Here is a 16931-nt window from a genome sequence, read left to right on the forward strand (position 1 = left end):
TTATTTTGATAAATTTTAAAGCTTTTATTTCAATAAGTCAATTCTTACTTTTACTCCCACCCCCCCCTTTCGGAATCGGATTGCAAAGGTAATGCTTATTTCTAAACTCGCAAATTTATTTTTAAATAATTTTTGTCGCTATATAAGTCCTTATGTCAACTACAATACTACTCGTCTTTCGTATTGGGATTGCAAATATACGGCTGGATTATTCGTTTTTCCAAACATACTTTACTTTTATTTTACATTCTTTCCTTAAGTTATTGGTACAATGGAAAATATTTTTTGAAATGTTTGACGGATTACGCTAAACGGCAGACGAAATAGAGAGATTTATGTAAAAAATTAATATTTACTTTCATTTTTTTCTTGATAAAAAAACATTTGAGATTAAGAGGAAAAATCATGAGATGATTTTGGGTATTAAAATCAAGACCTCAACAAAAAGGCTAAAATGAAGCATTCTGCGCGAAAAGATTTAAAAACCTATCGGCTAAATCTTTTTCTTCGCTTCGAACTTTTCATTTATGAACGCCTTTTTATTGAATGGTCGTTTTAAATTTCGTTAAATTAAGATAACTCTTCTTTAATTATTAATAGAATGTAATACTGAAACAAATTCAGTACTACAGAATAAACTTTAGTTTTTACTGCAAAGGATGATTAGACGATGATGGTTTGCTGATTTAAGCAAAGCAACAGCGGATACTTTGTGGTTATCGACTCGGGTGAAATTGTCGCTTCGCGACAATTGTTTATTCAAGAAAAATCATTCATCTATTATTAATCGATACTTTCGTAATCGTGTTTTTCTGCAATATGATCAATAAAAGATACTTTTCTGAGCTTCGCATTTCGTTTTGGAATAATAGGGTAACCTTTGGCTTCGGCAAATACTTTTGTGAATTTTGCGCCGAAATATAGAATTGTTGCAACATAATAAATCCACAACAAAAGAATAACCAACGAACCTGCCGATCCAAAAATGGTAGAATATTTGGAGTTTGCGATATAAATACCAATTAAATATTTTGCAATAAAGAATAGAATCGCCGTAAAAAACGCTCCTACAAAAGCTTGTTTTGCTTTGATACGTGCATCGGGAAGAATCTTGAAGAGAATATAAAATATCAAAATCGAGATTGAAATACTCAATGTATTATTAAGAAGAATAACTGTGGTCTTCGTCATAATGGTATCGAGTTCGAAAAGACTGAAAATTTCTTCTCCAAAACTCATTAATATACTATTTAATATTACTGTTGCTATTAAAACTATTCCTAATGAAAGGATAATCAAAAATGAAAGCCCTCTATTTATTACAAATTTCAACCAAGCTCTACGAGGAACTGCTTCGACACGCCAAATAAGATTGAGACTATCTTGCATATCGGTGAACATTGTTGTAGAACCAAAAATCAAAATTCCGATACCTATATATAAAGCAAGCGAACTATCTCCTGAAATGGTAGAATTTGTAACAAAATTTTGTACAGCTAAAGCGACATCTGGACCAACAATATTTTTAAGCTCATAAAACATTCGGTTTTCGATAGCATCTTTCTTAAAGAATAAACTTGCACTGGAAATTACAATCAGAATTAATGGTGAAAGTGAAAACAATGCGTAATAAGTTAACGAAGCACTCAATTTCATAATTCGGTCCTCACCAAATTCAACAATTGTCTGTTTTAAAATATTAAAGTAGAATTTTAGTTGCTTCATTAAATTAATTACTTTAGAGATTAAAGATACAAATTCATAAAATCTATAACAAAAAAAAGACCATTCGATGAATGGTCTTTAAAAAAATATATTAAATCTTAGCTTACACTAACATTGTAACAGGATTTTCGATGTACATTCTTAATGTTTGTAAGAATTGTGCACCTGTTGATCCGTCTACTGTTCTGTGATCACAAGCTAAAGATAATTTCATTGTGTTACCAACTACAACTTGTCCGTCTTTTACAACTGGTTTTTGAATAATTGAACCAACTGATAGGATACAAGAGTTTGGTTGATTGATAATCGATGTGAATGATTCGATTCCAAACATACCTAAGTTTGAAACAGAGAATGTTGATTTTTCCATTTCATCTGCTTTTAATTTGCGATCTCTTGCACGACCTGCATAATCTTTGACCTCAGCAGAAATTTGAGCAAATGATTTTTGATCTGTATTTTTAACAACAGGAACCAATAAACCATCTTCTACAGCAACTGCCACACCGATATTGATATCTCCATGTTGAATAATTTCTGTATCTGTCCAAGTAGAATTAACAGCTGGATGTTTGCGTAAAGCCATTGCACATGCTTTCACAATCATATCGTTGAATGAAATTTTCGTATCAGGCACCGAGTTTAATTGTTTGCGCGCAGCAATCGCATTATCCATATCCAACTCTACATTTAAGTAATAATGAGGAGCTGTAAATTTAGATTCAGCCAAACGTTTAGCGATAACTTTTCTCATTTGAGAATTTGGAATCACTTTATCTTCTCCAGAAACAAAAGTTTGAGCTGGTTTAACTGATTCAGATTTTGATTCCGCTTTTGGTTGAGCAGATGGTTGATAATTTTCGATATCTTTTTTCACGATACGTCCATTATCACCAGAACCTTTCACCTCTGCTAAATTAATTCCTTTATCTTTTGCAATTGTTTTTGCTAATGGCGATGCAAAAATACGATCAGAAGAAGAAGTTTCTTCAACCTTATTATTTACATCTAATTGTACAACTACTGGTTTTTCGTCATCAACAACATCTGTAGAAACTGCTGGTGCAGCAACTTTACCTCCGTTTGCTACAATTGCAGAAACGTCAGTACCAGCTTCACCAATAATTGCTAAAACAGAATCTACTGGTGCAGGCTCGTTCACTTTAGCTCCTTGATATAATAAAATACCATCAAATTCTGATTCGAATTCTTGCACTGCTTTATCTGTTTCAATTTCTGCTAAAATATCACCTTCCGCAACTTGATCTCCAACATTTTTGTGCCAAACAACTACAGTTCCTTCTTCCATTGTATCAGAAAGACGAGGCATTGTAATTACTTCCACATTTGCAGGAATTTCTGCAACAGGTTTTGCTTCTTCTGTTTTTGTTTCGCTGGGAGTTGATTTTTCTTCTTTCACTTCAGTAGTTGCTTTTGCTCCACCTCCAATTAAACCTGAAATATCTTCTCCTTCATTTCCGATGATTGCTAAAATCTCATCAACATTTGTTGATACACCTTCTGCAACACCTTGATATAATAATACTCCGTCAAATTCTGATTCGAATTCTTGGATTGCTTTATCTGTTTCGATTTCTGCTAAGATATCACCCTCAGCAACTTTATCTCCTACATTTTTGTGCCATTTTACAACAGTTCCTTCTTCCATTGTATCGCTTAAGCGAGGCATTGTAATAATTTCTGCCATGGTTTTTAGTTGTTTTCGATTTTATCTAAGAATGGATAATTTTCTTCTGAATAGATATAATCATACATTACGTGTTCTTCTGGATAGTTAGAGTTTTCTGCAAATTCTGCACATTCTTCTACCATCACTTTTACTTCATCAATAATTGCATCTAATTGTTCTTTAGTTGCCCAATTGTTTACTAAGATATGATTCTCAACATTCAAGATTGGATCTTCTTGTTTGTACTCTTCCACCTCTTCTTTTGTACGATAAGGCTCAGCATCAGACATAGAGTGACCTCTATAACGATATGTACGTACATCTAAGAAAGTTGGTCCATCTCCACGACGCGCTCTTTCAATAGCTTCGTAAGCTGCTTCTGCAACTTTTACAGGATCCATACCATCTACAGGCATACAAGGCATTTCGTATCCTAAACCTAATTTCCAAATATCTTCGTGGTTAGCAGTACGAGAAACAGAAGTTCCCATAGCGTATTGATTGTTTTCGCAAACAAAAACAACTGGTAATTTCCAGTTCATCGCCATATTAAATGTTTCATGTAATGTCCCTTGACGAGTTGCGCCATCTCCCATTAAACAGATTGTAACACCATCGCGGTTGAAGAATTTATCACCAAAAGCAATTCCTGCTCCTAATGGAATTTGTCCACCAACGATTCCGTGTCCACCATAAAAATTATGTTCTTTACTGAAAACGTGCATAGATCCTCCTAAACCATGAGAAGTTCCTGTTTCTTTACCACATAATTCAGCCAAAATACGTTTTGGATCTACACCCAAAGCCATAGGCCAAACGTGACAACGATAAGCAGTAATCACATGATCTACACCAGGTTTCATTGCATGAATAAAACCAGCTGGTAAAGCTTCTTGTCCATTGTATAAATGTAAGAAACCTCTAATTTTTTGCTTTAAATATAATGAACGACACTTATCTTCGAAGCGACGCCAAAAAGTCATATCACGATACCATTGTAGGTACGTTTCTTGCGTTAATTTTTCCATAATTGCACAATTCCGTTGGAACAAATTTAAACTAATCTATTTAGTGTACAAAATTGCTACCCTAAAAATTCATCAGTAAAATGCAATGGAAGCAAATCTTTAGCAGAATTTATCACCAAAACATCACCTTCTTTTCCAGATAAAATAATTTCGATTGGTTGCGATTGTTTCTTTTCAATCTCTAAAATATATTGACGACACATCCCGCATGGAGGCAATGGATAATTGACATTTGGCGTAGAAACAGCCAATTTTTCAATCTTAATATTTGGGAAGTTTGCATTTACATAAGCCAATAAACCTCTTTCGGCACAAGTCCCGACTGGATACGAAGCATTTTCTTGATTTGAACTCGAAAAAATTTCTCCATTTTCTAATTGAACAGATGCACCAACATTGAAATTAGAATAAGGCGCATATGCATTCAACGAAATATCATAAGCCTCTTCTACTACTTTTTTTTGTTCTGCTGCAAGCTCAGATTTACTCTCGAATCGTTCAAATTCAAAAGAATATTTTTCTTTTTTCATATAGAATTTACACCAAAGTGTATTATTTAATTAATTATTAAATACTTAAATCCTCTCAGCTATTTTATTCAATAGAAAAAGGAAGTAAATTTATAAAAAAATATTTTATGTTAGTGAAAATTTTTGCAAGTGCTATTTTCGGAGTTTCCGCACAAACCATTATTGTGGAAGCTAATATTGATCAAGGTGTCGGTTATCATTTGGTTGGTTTGCCCGATAGCGCAATAAAAGAAAGTAATTTTAGGATAAATGCTGCACTAAAAAATTCTAATTTGAAATTACCTGGTAAAAAAATCACGATTAATATGGCGCCAGCAGATTTACAAAAAGAAGGTTCTGCCTATGATTTACCCATCGCAATTGGAATTTTAGCAGCTTCTGAGCAAGTAAATTCTGAACAACTGAACAAATATATAATGATGGGCGAATTATCGCTCGATGGTTCTCTTCGACCTATAAAAGGAGCCTTACCGATTGCAATACAAGCAAAAGAAGAAGGTTTCGAAGGAATTATTTTACCCAAACAAAATGCAGACGAAGCAGCAGTTGTAGAAGGAATCGATGTTTTTGCGGTTGATAACATCAGAGAAGTTGTTGATTATTTTAACGGAGAAATTATTTTGCAACCTCATCAAGTCAATTTAGATGATTATTTTTTTAGTGAAATGAATAATTATCCTTTCGATTTTGCGGATGTAAAAGGTCAAGAAAATGTAAAACGCGCGATGGAAATCGCTGCTGCAGGTGGTCATAACATTATTTTGATTGGTCCTCCAGGAAGTGGAAAAACAATGTTAGCCAAACGAATTGCTTCTATTCTTCCTAAAATGACTATTCAAGAAGCGCTCGAAACGACAAAAATTCATAGCGTTGCTGGAAAATTATCTAACAAATCACTCATTGTGAGTCGTCCTTATTCTAGTCCGCATCATTCTATTTCTGACGTGGCCTTAGTCGGCGGCGGTTCTTATCCACAACCTGGCGAAATTTCTTTGGCGCATAATGGTGTTTTGTTTTTGGATGAATTACCCGAATTTAAACGAACTGTTTTAGAAGTTATGCGTCAACCTTTGGAAGATCGAGAAGTCACAATTTCGAGGGCAAAATTCACGGTGAATTACCCTGCGAGTTTTATGTTAGTTGCTTCCATGAATCCAAGTCCGAGCGGTTATTTTATGGATGATCCGAACAACACTTCCTCTTTAGCGGAAATGCAACGTTATATGAATAAAATTTCTGGACCACTTTTAGACCGAATTGATTTGCATATAGAAGTGAATCCTGTTCCGTTTGATGATTTGTCGCAAGAACGTCGTGGCGAAAAAAGTGCTGTGATTCGTGAACGTGTGATTAATGCAAGAAATATTCAGACCAAACGATTTGAAAACACAAAAGTTCACTATAACTCACAAATGGGACCAAAAGAATTGGATGCTTTTTGTGATTTAGATGATCATTCGAAGAATTTAATCAAAATTGTTATGGAAAAATTAAATCTTTCTGCTCGTGCATATGACCGAATTATTAGAGTTGGACGAACAATTGCGGATTTAGATAATTCTGAAACTATTCTTTCGAAACATATTAGCGAAGCGATTCAGTACAGAAGTTTGGATCGAAATCAGTGGATGTGATTGTTGTAAAATGTAGAATGTATACCCCGTTATGCGTTATGCGTTATGCAAAAAAAAGGAATCTCTTTCAAGATTCCTTTTCCATTTACTAAAATTCAAATTCACCAACCAAAATTCCTTCGCCACCAGAATTTGGCTTATTATTTTGGAAAGTAATCATTTTCTTCACTTGTTTTCCTGAGCTATACATCAAGTAAATCTCTGCCGAAATAGTTGTCGGTCCCGAAATACTCATCTGTCTTTCTCCGAAAAAATTCGTTTCTATTTTATATTTTCCTTTGATCGCTTTTTTTAACATAAATTGTTCTGGTCCGAAGCCTTGCGTTACATCTTCGCTCATTCGCCCTCCAATCGCAGTTGTACGATGTCCGTAGAAACATTTTTCGCCATTTGGATCGGTCACCCACAAATCAATATCCGTCATATCTTTGTTCCAATTCATCACCACACGAATATCAACTGGAAGTTCTGCAATGATATCTTTATTAATTTTTGATAAGTTTAATTCTTTGCGATGAAGCGAAATCAAATTATTAATTTCAGGAACAATAATCTCTGTAATATCGCGATCCCGATTGGCAATTTCTACTGAATAATCATTCGTTAATACTTTATATAAATACTCTAAAGCCGATTGATATTGCTCATTATCTTGCAACGCCAACGCATAATCTCGATAACTTTGCGCATCAAAAGGTCGCCAATCTAAGACTTTTTTCGTGATAAATAATTCGGTTTGATATTCCTCAATTTCTTTCAATTTGTATGCTAACATTTTATACAACTCGGCATCTTCCAATCCTAAATCTGCAATCGAGCTTAAAATTTTAAGACCAGTTTCTCTTTCTTTTTTCTGAAAGAAAAATGTTGCCACATCAAAATAATACGCAGGCGTTTCGGCATAATCTTTTCTCAAATCTAAATAAGTTTGATATGGATTTTTAGACGCTTCTATCAACTTCATGTATCCTTTATCCGATTTTACATTGACTATTTTAATTTCTGGAACCGAAGCAGATGATTCATCCTTCATTTTTTTATCAACAGAATTACTCAAACTTGACGCTCCTCTAATTCTCATATTAGATGTTGTAGTTGGACTTCCTTCAGTTCTAACTTCCATTGCAGCCATAGCTCTTGGTTCTGGCATTACCATATTCACTTGCGCAGTCTCTTCTAAATAAGTTGTAGAATCCGCAACAGGTTTTGGATATTTCGGTTTTACATATTTAAAATCTTTCTTCCACCACTCTTTCAATTCCTTTGCTTTCGCAATTGCATTTTTCAACAAATCAGCTTTTCGAGTTTCTTTTTGTTCAAAACCTTGTTTCGATAATTTATTAAATTCACTTTGCAATTCCGCTGGTGGATTGATTTTATACTTTACATAATCCGAAACATTTTCCAAAACAATTAAACTTGTATTCGATGTTACAATCGAAAATTGTTTCCCAATTTCTTCTATCTCTGTTTTATTTTGCTCTGGATTCAATTCCAAATAATTCACTTTACTTTGCGCCCAAATTTTACTAATTTCAAGATTTTGAGTTGATTTACTCAAATCCAATTCTTTGTTGAATTCCACTTTTCCATTTCGTCCAAACATCATCGTTAATTTTGCATTTGGATACTGAGAAATTCCCGCAATCGAAATTCCATTACTCACATAATTTGTCGAAATTGGGTAAACTTCTCCTGCTGTATTGTTGATAATTCCTAAGAATTGAACCGAACTTTCATTGATTTGTTTGAACGCATTTTCTACAGAATTTTCATTAAGATTGATGAATTTTCCACCAGCTTTTTGCGCAATCATTTTCAAAACACCATAATTAGAAGTCGGCGAAGACGCAATCGTATAAAAAGGTTTATCTATGTTAAAAATATTCGAGCCAAAAGACGAAATCCCGTCCGAAAACAATAGATATTCGTCTGCTTTCAGATTTGTTGGAAGAATTTTTGCATAATTTGTTCCTCCATCATATGTCACATTTTCCAAATATTTTTTCAATTCAGACCAATCACCATTTTTAATTTGAAACAATCTCGATTTTTCCAAAGAAATATTCAACAACGAAACTTCAATATTTAGATTTTTTTGTTGAGAAATAATTTTATCTAAAAATTCTAATTCTTTTTGATGATTTCGTTTCAAACCACTTAACGAATTATCCCAAATTATTCCGATATTTTTCGACCAAACTTTAGGTTGAGATTTTGCATCAACCAATAAATTCGCATAAAAATAAACCGAACCATCTACATTTTTCTGAACAAAAGATTCTACATTATTCGGAGATTTTGGAAGATTAATAATTAATGATTTTTTAGGTGTAAAATCTGTTTTCGACAAATTTGCTTCATATATATTACTATTTTCAGAAAAATTGAACGAACCATCTGGCGTTTCTACCAATTGTGGTTTTCCAGCAGCATTGAACACTTTTGTTGTCAAATTAAACTTCGCAATCTTCTTCGAAGAATCTAAAGGCAAATGATATTGATATGAAGATTTATCCAATTTTAATTCTTGGTAATACGACAACTGAATCGTACGCGAACCTTTTGCTGGAATCGGAGAAATACGAGTTCGGAAATTATTTCCTTCTACTTTTTCGATGATTCCGGGATCGATATTTTGCTTCTGAATACTTTCGAAAACCTCAACCGCACGCGCTTTTGTAACGGGAACTGCATTTCGCAATTTTCCATTAATATCAATTGCATATCCACTAACAGTCGTGTTTTCGGGCAAAGGGAAAACTAAATTCCCTTCGAGATTTCGACTTGACGAATTCGTAAAAACTAAAGTTGTTGTCGTTTTGGCTAAATTTCCAAAAATCTCAACTTGTACATCCATCGATTGCAAACTCACAGAATTTTCGTCTGGACGTTCACCTATTTCGATACGCGGAAATCCAATTCGGATATGTTGCGCATTTATTTTTGTAGAAAAAAACATTCCAACAAAAACGAAGAAAAAAGAAAATAACTTTTTCATATTGTTTGATTTGTAAGTTAGATGCAACAAATTACAAAAAGGTTGGTTGATGGAAAAAAGTTTTAAGTATTGAGTTTTGAGTGGTAAATTTATTTTTGATTCCTCTTATAAAATGATGCAAACTCAATTGTCATTAAAAAAAACACCTCTATAATCTCCTCAAGGAGATATTTTTTTTAGGTTTTGTCATTCAGAACGAAGCGATACCGAAGTGAAGAATCTATCTTTAATTTATCATAAAATAATGTGATCCTGAAACGAGTTCAGGATGACTTAACAAGCCTGTCAAGCGGAATTCAGTTCAGCTTCGCATTAAATTTAGATTCCTCCTTTATCGGAATGACATTTACTTGATTCGCATTATCAAAATTATCTTTCTTAACTTGATTTTAGAATCGAATATTTTTTACAAAAATTAGAAATAAATCATTATATTTGATTGAATTACAATTTATAATAAAATGAAAAACATATTATATATAACGGGATTAGTTTTAATATTAACTTCAATTTTATTAATCTTAGAATTTTCTGATTCTAATAGAATGAGCTTAATTCCAGGAATGATTTTGCCAATAGGATTAGCATTTAACATTTTAGGTTTTACTTTAAAAACTAATCCACTAAAAGAATAATTTAATATTCTGCCATAAATATTAAATCGAAAAGCCAATTGCTCTTAGAAACAATTGGCTTTTTGATTTATTTTTTTATATCTATTTTCTCTCGCTCTTTATCTTCACTCACTTTGTAAGCTTTCAAGACTTCGCGAACAATTTTGTGTCGAACAACATCTTTATCATCCAAATAAATAAATCCGATATCTTTTACATCTTTCAATATATTAATCGCTTCACGTAAACCAGATTTTTGTTTTGGTGGTAAATCGACCTGACCAGGATCTCCAGTGATAATAAATTTAGAATTTTTTCCCATACGCGTCAAAAACATTTTCATCTGAGCATAGGTTGTATTTTGTGCTTCATCAAGAATTACAAAAGCTCCGTCCAACGTTCGACCACGCATAAATGCTAAAGGCGCAACTTCTATTACTCCTTTTTCGGTATAAGACGAAAGTTTCTCGAACGGAATCATATCTTTCAACGCATCGTACAAAGGTTGTAAATATGGATCTAATTTATCTTTCATATCACCTGGTAAAAAACCTAAATTTTCTCCAGCTTCTACAGCAGGACGCGTCATAATAATTCGGCGAACTTCTTTGTTCTTCAACGCTTGTACCGCCAACGCAACAGCCGTATAGGTTTTTCCCGTACCAGCAGGTCCAATTGCAAACACCATGTCTTTGTTGTAAACAGTTTGTACCAGCTTTTGTTGATTAGGCGTTTGAGGTTTGATGATTTTACCATTTACACCGTGTACAATAATTTCATCTTCTTTTTTCATTTGAAGCATTTCATTATTATCTTCGGTCATAATGATTTCTAGTTCGCGATCAGATAGTCGATTGTATTTGTGAATATGCTGAATTACTCGTTGCATTTTTTGGTCAAATACTTTCAGAACATCTTCATTTCCAAATACTGTCAACTCTCTTCCGCGAGCAACAATCTTTAATTTTGGATAATATTCTTTGATTCTTTTTAGATGTTCATTATTAGCACCATAAAAATCTTGAGCATTAATTTCGGCTAATTCAATATTAATTTCTGTCAAATGAGATTGTTTTTTTGGTTCACTTACACAAAAATAAAGAATAATAAACAATATATTTGCTAATTATTAGAGAATAGTGGCAATTATTACATTAACATCGGATTTTGGAGTCAAAGATTACTTTGTTTCTAGCGTTAAAGGCGCAATTCTAAAGGAATTGGCCGATGTTACGATTGTAGATATTTCGCATCATGTTAATCCTTATGATTTATCTGAAGCTGCCTATATCATTCGTAATTCTTACGAGGAATTTCCCGACGGAACTATACATATTATTGGTATTAATGCCTTAAGCACGCCTTATCAGAAGCCGATTTGTGCATTAATCAATCATCATTATTTTATTTGTGCAGATAATGGAATTTTATCCTTGATTTGTCAAAAAAATCAACCAGAAGAAATTTACGAAATCACCGCTTATCCAGAAGGAGTAGACAGTCTATTTCCAATGAAAAATTGTTTTGTGCCAGTTGCATGTCACTTGGCGCGCGGCGGAGTTCCTGCTCTTTTAGGGAACAAACGTACCGAAATGAAGCAATTGAATGAGTTGAAACCAATTTATCGCGATGATAAATTTATCATAGGAAATGTGATTTATATTGATCATTTTGGGAATGTTGTGAGTAATATTTCGAAAGATTTTTTCGATGAAATTGCACAAGACAGAAAATATAAAATTTTGCTTCGTCAGAAAGATTTCTCGATGACCGATATTACTGTTATTTATGAGCATTACAACGAAGTTGTGCAAGATTTTAACAAAGAAGTGCAAGCTTTTGGGCGAACATTGTGTTTGTTTAATTCGGCAGGATTTTTAGAAGTTACGCTTTACAAAAGTAATCCAACGATATCAGGAGGTGCAAATCAGTTAATGGGATTGAAGAAAAACGATACAATTACAATTGAATTTGAAAATTAACGCTGAGAAAATTTAGTATTAGAGAGTTTACAATAACTATATGACTTATAATTATTTAATATACAAAGCAATACACGTTATCTTCGTGGTAAGTTACTTTGCTGGTTTATTTTACATTGTTCGTTTGATGATTTATCATACAGAAACACAACAAATGGAAGAACCAAAAAAATCAATTTTGCAGGATCAATATACCTACATGGAGAAAAAATTATGGAATGTAATTACCGCTCCTGCTTTGGTTATTTTGATCACAATGGGATTGAATATGCTTTACAAAAATCAAGGTTTGTTGCATATGCCTTGGATGAAAAGTAAATTGGGGATGATAAGTGTTTTATTAATTTATCATTTTTGGTGTTGGCGAACGTTGAAACAAATCCAAAATAAAGTTTTCAAATACACTTCTGTTCAACTGCGAATGATGAATGAATTGGCAACAATTTTATTATTTGTTATCGTGTTTGCTGTAATTCAAAAAACAGATTTTGGTCGAGATTGGTATTGGTCAATTGTCAGTTTCTTTGGTTGTGGTATACTACTTATGCTTATTGTGCGTTTAATTAATCGTAATAATAAAAAATAACATGTGGACGATCTTCAAAAAAGAGTTTTCCAATTTTTATTTAGGCTTCACCGCCTATTTAGCAACCGCGACATTTGTTATCGTTTCGGTTTTGTTCCTTTGGTTTTTTGATAACGAATTCAATGTTTTCAATACAGGAAATGCAACTTTAAATAGTTTTTTCTTTGTCGGACCTTGGATTTTTCTATTCATGATTCCTGCTTTAACCATGAAATTAATCGCGGAAGAGCAAGCAAATGGCACATTATTGTGGTTATTCACACTACCTATAAAAAATAACCAAATTATTTGGGGCAAATATTTAGCAGTCGTTTCAGTTGTCGTTTTTTGTCTGCTTTCAACTTTCTTGTTCACAATTACGTTGCAAGAATTTTTGATGCCTGAACAAGAACTAGATTACGGAACAATTTTTTCTGGCTATTTAGGACTTTTCTTTTTAGGAAGTTTATTCGCAGCAATTGGTTTATTTACTTCATCTATCACCAAAAATCAAGTAATGGCTTATGTTTTGGCGGTTTTCTTTTGCTTCATTATTTTTTATGGATTCGAAAGTTTAGCGTCTTATAATTTACTTGGTTCGATGGATTTCTATGTTCAAAAAATTGGAAGTTTTACACATTACAACCAGTTTTTGAAAGGAATTATTGACACACGAGATTTACTTTACTTTTTGATTTTGATTGGAATTCTGAATCAAATTTCAATTGTTAATCTTGAAAATAAAAAATAGTGCCATGAAAAAATTAAACAAAAAACATCTAATTACTTTCATCGCATTTATCGCGCTTTTTATCATCGCTCAATTTGTTTATACGCGAATTGACATGACGAAAGACAAACGTTTTACGTTAACTTCTACAACCGAAAAATTGGTAGAAAATGTAAAACAACCGCTTAAAATTGAAATTCTTTTGGGTGGAGATTTAACGGGCGATTACAGAATTTTGAAGAACGAAATTCAGTTTTTATTAGACGAACTTCGCGAAAAAAATAGCAACATTTCGTATTCTTTTGTTGATCCTGTCGATTTAGGACAAGCCGAATTAGAGCAAAATAAATTGGCTCCAGTTCCGATTAAAACCGACAAAGGAATTTTGAATGTTTATCCGTATGCAAAATTAACTTACGGCGACAAATCGACTTATATGGAGGTTTTGGTCAATGATCCTTCTACTCCATTTGAAAAGTTAGCATTGGCTTCAACAGAAAAATTAGAATATTTATTTGCCGAAAAAATTCAGAAAGCAACCAATTTTGAGCGCAAACGAGTTGGTTTTATCGTTCATCATGATGAATTACCAGAAGCTAATATTCAAGGATTAGGTTCTGCTTTGTCAGAAAAATATGATGTTGAGATCTACCTTAATCCAATTGCAAACAAATCGTTTACTTTACAAACTTCTGATTTGGATAGTTTGAAACGTTTTGATGCGTTAATTATCGCAAAACCTACATTACCTTTTTCTGATATGGATAAATTGGTTTTGGATCAATATATCATGAATGGTGGAAAAATGATGATGGCTGTGGAAACTGTCGATGCTGAAATGGATTCTATTTTCCGAAGTGGAAAAATCGTTGCTTTTCCAAGAGATTTGAAGTTAAATGATTTCTTATTCAATTATGGTGTTCGCATTCATCCGGCTGTTATAAAGGATATGAATGGGGCGCAAATTGTTTTGGCTGATGGTGAAACGGCAGGAAATACAAGTTACAATTATTACAATTGGCCTTATTTTGAGTTAGGAATTAAAGGAGAAGAAAACCCAATTACAAGTTCAATCGATCCTGTTTTATTCCAATTTGCAAATCCAATCGAATTACTAAAAAATCCAAATATTAAGCAAACGGTTTTATTGAGTTCTTCTGAACAATCAAGTTTGAAACCTGCTTTAAATTATATTCAATTAAACGAAGTAGAAATCGAGAATCCTGAAGAATATAAAATGGGTAAAATTCCGATGGCAGTTTTGTTAGAAGGTAATTTCAATTCGGCTTATGCTTCGCGTTACGAACGTAAAGAATTTCCAAATTTCAAACCGAAAACTACCGATGGAAAAATGATAGTCATTTCGGACGGAGATGTTTTGAAAAATGCTTTGTGGAGAGGAGTTCCAATGCAATTAGGAGAAAATAAATTTTCGGTTCGTCCAGATAATCCAGATGGAAAACCAAAAACATACGCCAACCAAACATTTGTAATGAATGCGATGGATTATTTATTAGGCGATTCTGATTTCTTGGCTTTACGTAATCGTAAATTAGAAATTCCGTTGTTAAGTGAAACGACTGTTTTACAAGAAAAATCGACTTGGCAAATGATTAATTTACTTGTTCCAACTGCTATTATTGGCTTGTTCGCTGGAATTGGATTTTGGATTAGAAAGAAAAGATATTCTTAAAAAAACGAATTTCGAAGCTCGAGTTTCGAAAATTAATAAAATGCAATAGGGATTGAAGTCGAAATCCTTTTTGATAACTGAGCAAAGTCGAAGTTTGAGAAAAAGATTGGAACGAAAAGCCCGCCCGAAGGGATTACCCAAAAACAAAAAACCTCTCAATTTGAGAGGTTTTTATATGTAAAGTTGTGACGATTTTACTCTAAGTGCATAAACGCTTTTTTGCTCAAAAGGCGCTCCTCGCTTTCTACGTGGTTATCATCAGGCACACAACAATCCACTGGACAAACTGCCGCACATTGTGGTTCTTCGTGGAAACCTTTACATTCAGTACATTTATCGGGAACAATGTAATAAACCTCATCACTCACAGGATCTTGCACCGCATCAGCGTCATAAGTTGCGCCGTCTACGTTTACAATTGTCCCGCTAAGAGAAGTTCCATCAGAATATTTCCAATCTACCGCAGCTTCATAAATCGCGTTATTTGGACATTCTGGCTCACAAGCTCCACAATTTATACATTCATCTGTAATAATTATAGCCATTGTATCTGTTTTTTTATTTCCTACATTTGCAACTACAAAATTACATTTAATTTTCAGAAAAAATGACATTTGAACAAAGGATTTCAGCATTTAACGAATTGGGGCAGTTTTTTAATTTTATTATAAATAATGATTCAATTAAAGACGCCGAACTGACAGAAAAATTCGAGAATTGGAAAGAAGAAGCTGAATATGCGGTGAGCGATGCAGAAGCCTACAACAATTGGTTTACAAAAGAAAATATTACGTTAGCCTTGAAAAGTTGGGCGGAAGCTTTAACGGAAGAAAATTTATTGGCTTGGACGAAAGATTATCCATTTGCTGAAACGCCAAAAAATGTCGGAATTATAATGGCAGGAAATTTACCTTTGGTTGGTTTTCATGATTTGCTTTCTGTTGTTATTTCTGGAAATAATGCCTTGATTAAAACTTCATCAAAAGATGATAAATTAATCAAATTAGCTATAAAATATTTGTATTCGATTGATGAAAATTTCAAATTGATTATTCAAACTGTTGAACGATTAGAAAATTATGATGCAGTTATTGCAACTGGAAGCAATAACACGGCACGTTATTTTGAACAATATTTTGGTAAAGTTCCTAACATTATTCGTAAAAACAGAACTTCGGTTGCTGTATTAAATGGTTCGGAAACTGATGAAGAATTGAAAAAATTGGGTAACGACTTATTCATTTATTTTGGATTAGGTTGCCGAAATGTAACCAAACTTTATGTAAAAGATGAAGCACAATTACCAAAAATATTCGAAGCTATTTTTTCTTATGGTAATGTGATTAATCATCCTAAATATGCAAATAATTACGATTACAATCGTGCTATATTTTTGTTAGGAAAAGATGAATTTTTAGACAATAATTTTGTTCTAATGAAAAAAGACACAGCTTTACATTCTCCTATTGCAGTTGTAAATTTTGAAGTTTATAAAGATATAAATGATGTAAAAAATTATTTGATCGAAAATGAAGATCAAATACAATGTGTGGTTGGAAATGATATGAAAGATAATCTGAATTATGTTGAATTTGGGCAAACTCAATTCCCAAAATTAACTGATTACGCCGATAATATTGATACGCTGAAATTTTTGGCGGAGTTGTAGATATTAGAAAGCTAAAATTTATACTTATTAAAAACAATTAATATGTCTTGTTGAACTCGTTTCAACATCG

14 protein-coding genes are annotated in these 16931 nt (G+C 32.9%); 7 read left to right on the forward strand and 7 right to left on the reverse strand.

Annotation, left to right across the window (positions count from 1 at the left end):
- Window positions 1-783 precede the first annotated feature (783 nt).
- The 4 genes from B4H69_RS03135 to B4H69_RS03150 all read right to left on the reverse strand — a co-directional run bounded on the left by B4H69_RS03135 (window position 784) and on the right by B4H69_RS03150 (window position 4973).
- Window positions 784-1725 (reverse strand): YihY/virulence factor BrkB family protein, encoded by a 942-nt coding sequence (locus tag B4H69_RS03135; protein WP_291061908.1) that lies wholly within the window; start codon window positions 1723-1725, stop codon window positions 784-786.
- Between the two features lie 103 nt (window positions 1726-1828).
- Window positions 1829-3433 (reverse strand): pyruvate dehydrogenase complex dihydrolipoamide acetyltransferase, encoded by a 1605-nt coding sequence (locus B4H69_RS03140; RefSeq protein WP_291092681.1) that lies wholly within the window; start codon window positions 3431-3433, stop codon window positions 1829-1831.
- A gap of 5 nt (window positions 3434-3438) precedes the next feature.
- On the reverse strand, window positions 3439-4443 hold the full coding sequence (gene pdhA, locus B4H69_RS03145; protein ID WP_125349669.1) for a pyruvate dehydrogenase (acetyl-transferring) E1 component subunit alpha: 1005 nt from the start codon (window positions 4441-4443) through the stop codon (window positions 3439-3441).
- Between the two features lie 56 nt (window positions 4444-4499).
- Complete coding sequence (locus B4H69_RS03150) at window positions 4500-4973, reverse strand: cytidine deaminase (protein WP_038337075.1); 474 nt, start codon at window positions 4971-4973, stop codon at window positions 4500-4502.
- A gap of 107 nt (window positions 4974-5080) precedes the next feature.
- Between B4H69_RS03150 and B4H69_RS03155 the strand changes: the two genes are divergently transcribed.
- Window positions 5081-6607: a YifB family Mg chelatase-like AAA ATPase gene (locus tag B4H69_RS03155; protein ID WP_038337074.1), complete on the forward strand. Its 1527-nt coding sequence runs from the start codon at window positions 5081-5083 to the stop codon at window positions 6605-6607.
- Between the two features lie 88 nt (window positions 6608-6695).
- On the opposite strand, the gene B4H69_RS03160 is transcribed toward B4H69_RS03155, so the two are convergent.
- On the reverse strand, window positions 6696-9608 hold the full coding sequence (locus tag B4H69_RS03160) for a VIT domain-containing protein (RefSeq protein WP_052218008.1): 2913 nt from the start codon (window positions 9606-9608) through the stop codon (window positions 6696-6698).
- 461 nt (window positions 9609-10069) lie between these two features.
- Between B4H69_RS03160 and B4H69_RS03165 the strand changes: the two genes are divergently transcribed.
- On the forward strand, window positions 10070-10243 hold the full coding sequence (locus B4H69_RS03165; RefSeq protein WP_160279611.1) for a hypothetical protein: 174 nt from the start codon (window positions 10070-10072) through the stop codon (window positions 10241-10243).
- 67 nt (window positions 10244-10310) lie between these two features.
- Here the strand turns inward: B4H69_RS03165 and B4H69_RS03170 are convergent, their stop codons facing one another.
- The gene (locus B4H69_RS03170) at window positions 10311-11285 is read right to left on the reverse strand and encodes a PhoH family protein (protein ID WP_038337083.1); all 975 of its coding nucleotides are present in this window, start codon (window positions 11283-11285) and stop codon (window positions 10311-10313) included.
- Window positions 11286-11361: 76 nt separating this feature from the next.
- Here B4H69_RS03170 and B4H69_RS03175 point away from each other — a divergent pair, with 76 nt between their 5' ends.
- Genes B4H69_RS03175 through gldG form a run of 4 tightly spaced genes read left to right on the forward strand, consistent with a single transcriptional unit; the run spans window position 11362 to window position 15192 of the window.
- Complete coding sequence (locus B4H69_RS03175) at window positions 11362-12204, forward strand: SAM hydrolase/SAM-dependent halogenase family protein (protein WP_038337073.1); 843 nt, start codon at window positions 11362-11364, stop codon at window positions 12202-12204.
- Between the two features lie 40 nt (window positions 12205-12244).
- Window positions 12245-12790 carry a CopD family protein gene (locus B4H69_RS03180; protein WP_038337072.1) on the forward strand — a complete coding sequence of 182 codons (546 nt, stop codon included), beginning with the start codon at window positions 12245-12247 and terminating at the stop codon, window positions 12788-12790.
- A 1-nt stretch (window position 12791) separates the two neighbouring features.
- Window positions 12792-13520, forward strand: coding sequence for an ABC transporter permease subunit (locus B4H69_RS03185; RefSeq protein ID WP_038337071.1), 729 nt, complete (start codon window positions 12792-12794; stop codon window positions 13518-13520).
- A gap of 4 nt (window positions 13521-13524) precedes the next feature.
- Window positions 13525-15192, forward strand: coding sequence for a gliding motility-associated ABC transporter substrate-binding protein GldG (gene gldG / locus B4H69_RS03190; RefSeq protein WP_038337082.1), 1668 nt, complete (start codon window positions 13525-13527; stop codon window positions 15190-15192).
- A 194-nt stretch (window positions 15193-15386) separates the two neighbouring features.
- Here gldG and B4H69_RS03195 read toward each other — a convergent pair whose 3' ends face one another.
- Window positions 15387-15737: a 4Fe-4S dicluster domain-containing protein gene (locus B4H69_RS03195; protein WP_038337081.1), complete on the reverse strand. Its 351-nt coding sequence runs from the start codon at window positions 15735-15737 to the stop codon at window positions 15387-15389.
- A gap of 62 nt (window positions 15738-15799) precedes the next feature.
- On the opposite strand from B4H69_RS03195, the gene B4H69_RS03200 reads away from it, so the two are divergent.
- Window positions 15800-16861 (forward strand): acyl-CoA reductase, encoded by a 1062-nt coding sequence (locus B4H69_RS03200; RefSeq protein ID WP_038337070.1) that lies wholly within the window; start codon window positions 15800-15802, stop codon window positions 16859-16861.
- Window positions 16862-16931 lie beyond the last annotated feature (70 nt).

Source organism: Empedobacter sp. UBA6745 (genome assembly GCF_002453775.1).
Lineage (GTDB): Bacteria > Bacteroidota > Bacteroidia > Flavobacteriales > Weeksellaceae > Empedobacter > Empedobacter falsenii_C.

What these genes read in the sequence shown, in the direction of transcription:
- B4H69_RS03180 (WP_038337072.1), top strand. Translation starts at nt 12,245, where the DNA reads ATGACTTATAATTATTTAATATACAAAGCAATACACGTTATCTTCGTG.
- B4H69_RS03155 (WP_038337074.1), top strand. Translation starts at nt 5,081, where the DNA reads ATGTTAGTGAAAATTTTTGCAAGTGCTATTTTCGGAGTTTCCGCACAA.
- gldG (WP_038337082.1), top strand. Translation starts at nt 13,525, where the DNA reads ATGAAAAAATTAAACAAAAAACATCTAATTACTTTCATCGCATTTATC.
- B4H69_RS03140 (WP_291092681.1), bottom strand. Translation starts at nt 3,433, where the DNA reads ATGGCAGAAATTATTACAATGCCTCGCTTAAGCGATACAATGGAAGAA.
- B4H69_RS03160 (WP_052218008.1), bottom strand. Translation starts at nt 9,608, where the DNA reads ATGAAAAAGTTATTTTCTTTTTTCTTCGTTTTTGTTGGAATGTTTTTT.
- pdhA (WP_125349669.1), bottom strand. Translation starts at nt 4,443, where the DNA reads ATGGAAAAATTAACGCAAGAAACGTACCTACAATGGTATCGTGATATG.
- B4H69_RS03165 (WP_160279611.1), top strand. Translation starts at nt 10,070, where the DNA reads ATGAAAAACATATTATATATAACGGGATTAGTTTTAATATTAACTTCA.
- B4H69_RS03150 (WP_038337075.1), bottom strand. Translation starts at nt 4,973, where the DNA reads ATGAAAAAAGAAAAATATTCTTTTGAATTTGAACGATTCGAGAGTAAA.
- B4H69_RS03200 (WP_038337070.1), top strand. Translation starts at nt 15,800, where the DNA reads ATGACATTTGAACAAAGGATTTCAGCATTTAACGAATTGGGGCAGTTT.
- B4H69_RS03195 (WP_038337081.1), bottom strand. Translation starts at nt 15,737, where the DNA reads ATGGCTATAATTATTACAGATGAATGTATAAATTGTGGAGCTTGTGAG.
- B4H69_RS03135 (WP_291061908.1), bottom strand. Translation starts at nt 1,725, where the DNA reads ATGAAGCAACTAAAATTCTACTTTAATATTTTAAAACAGACAATTGTT.
- B4H69_RS03185 (WP_038337071.1), top strand. Translation starts at nt 12,792, where the DNA reads ATGTGGACGATCTTCAAAAAAGAGTTTTCCAATTTTTATTTAGGCTTC.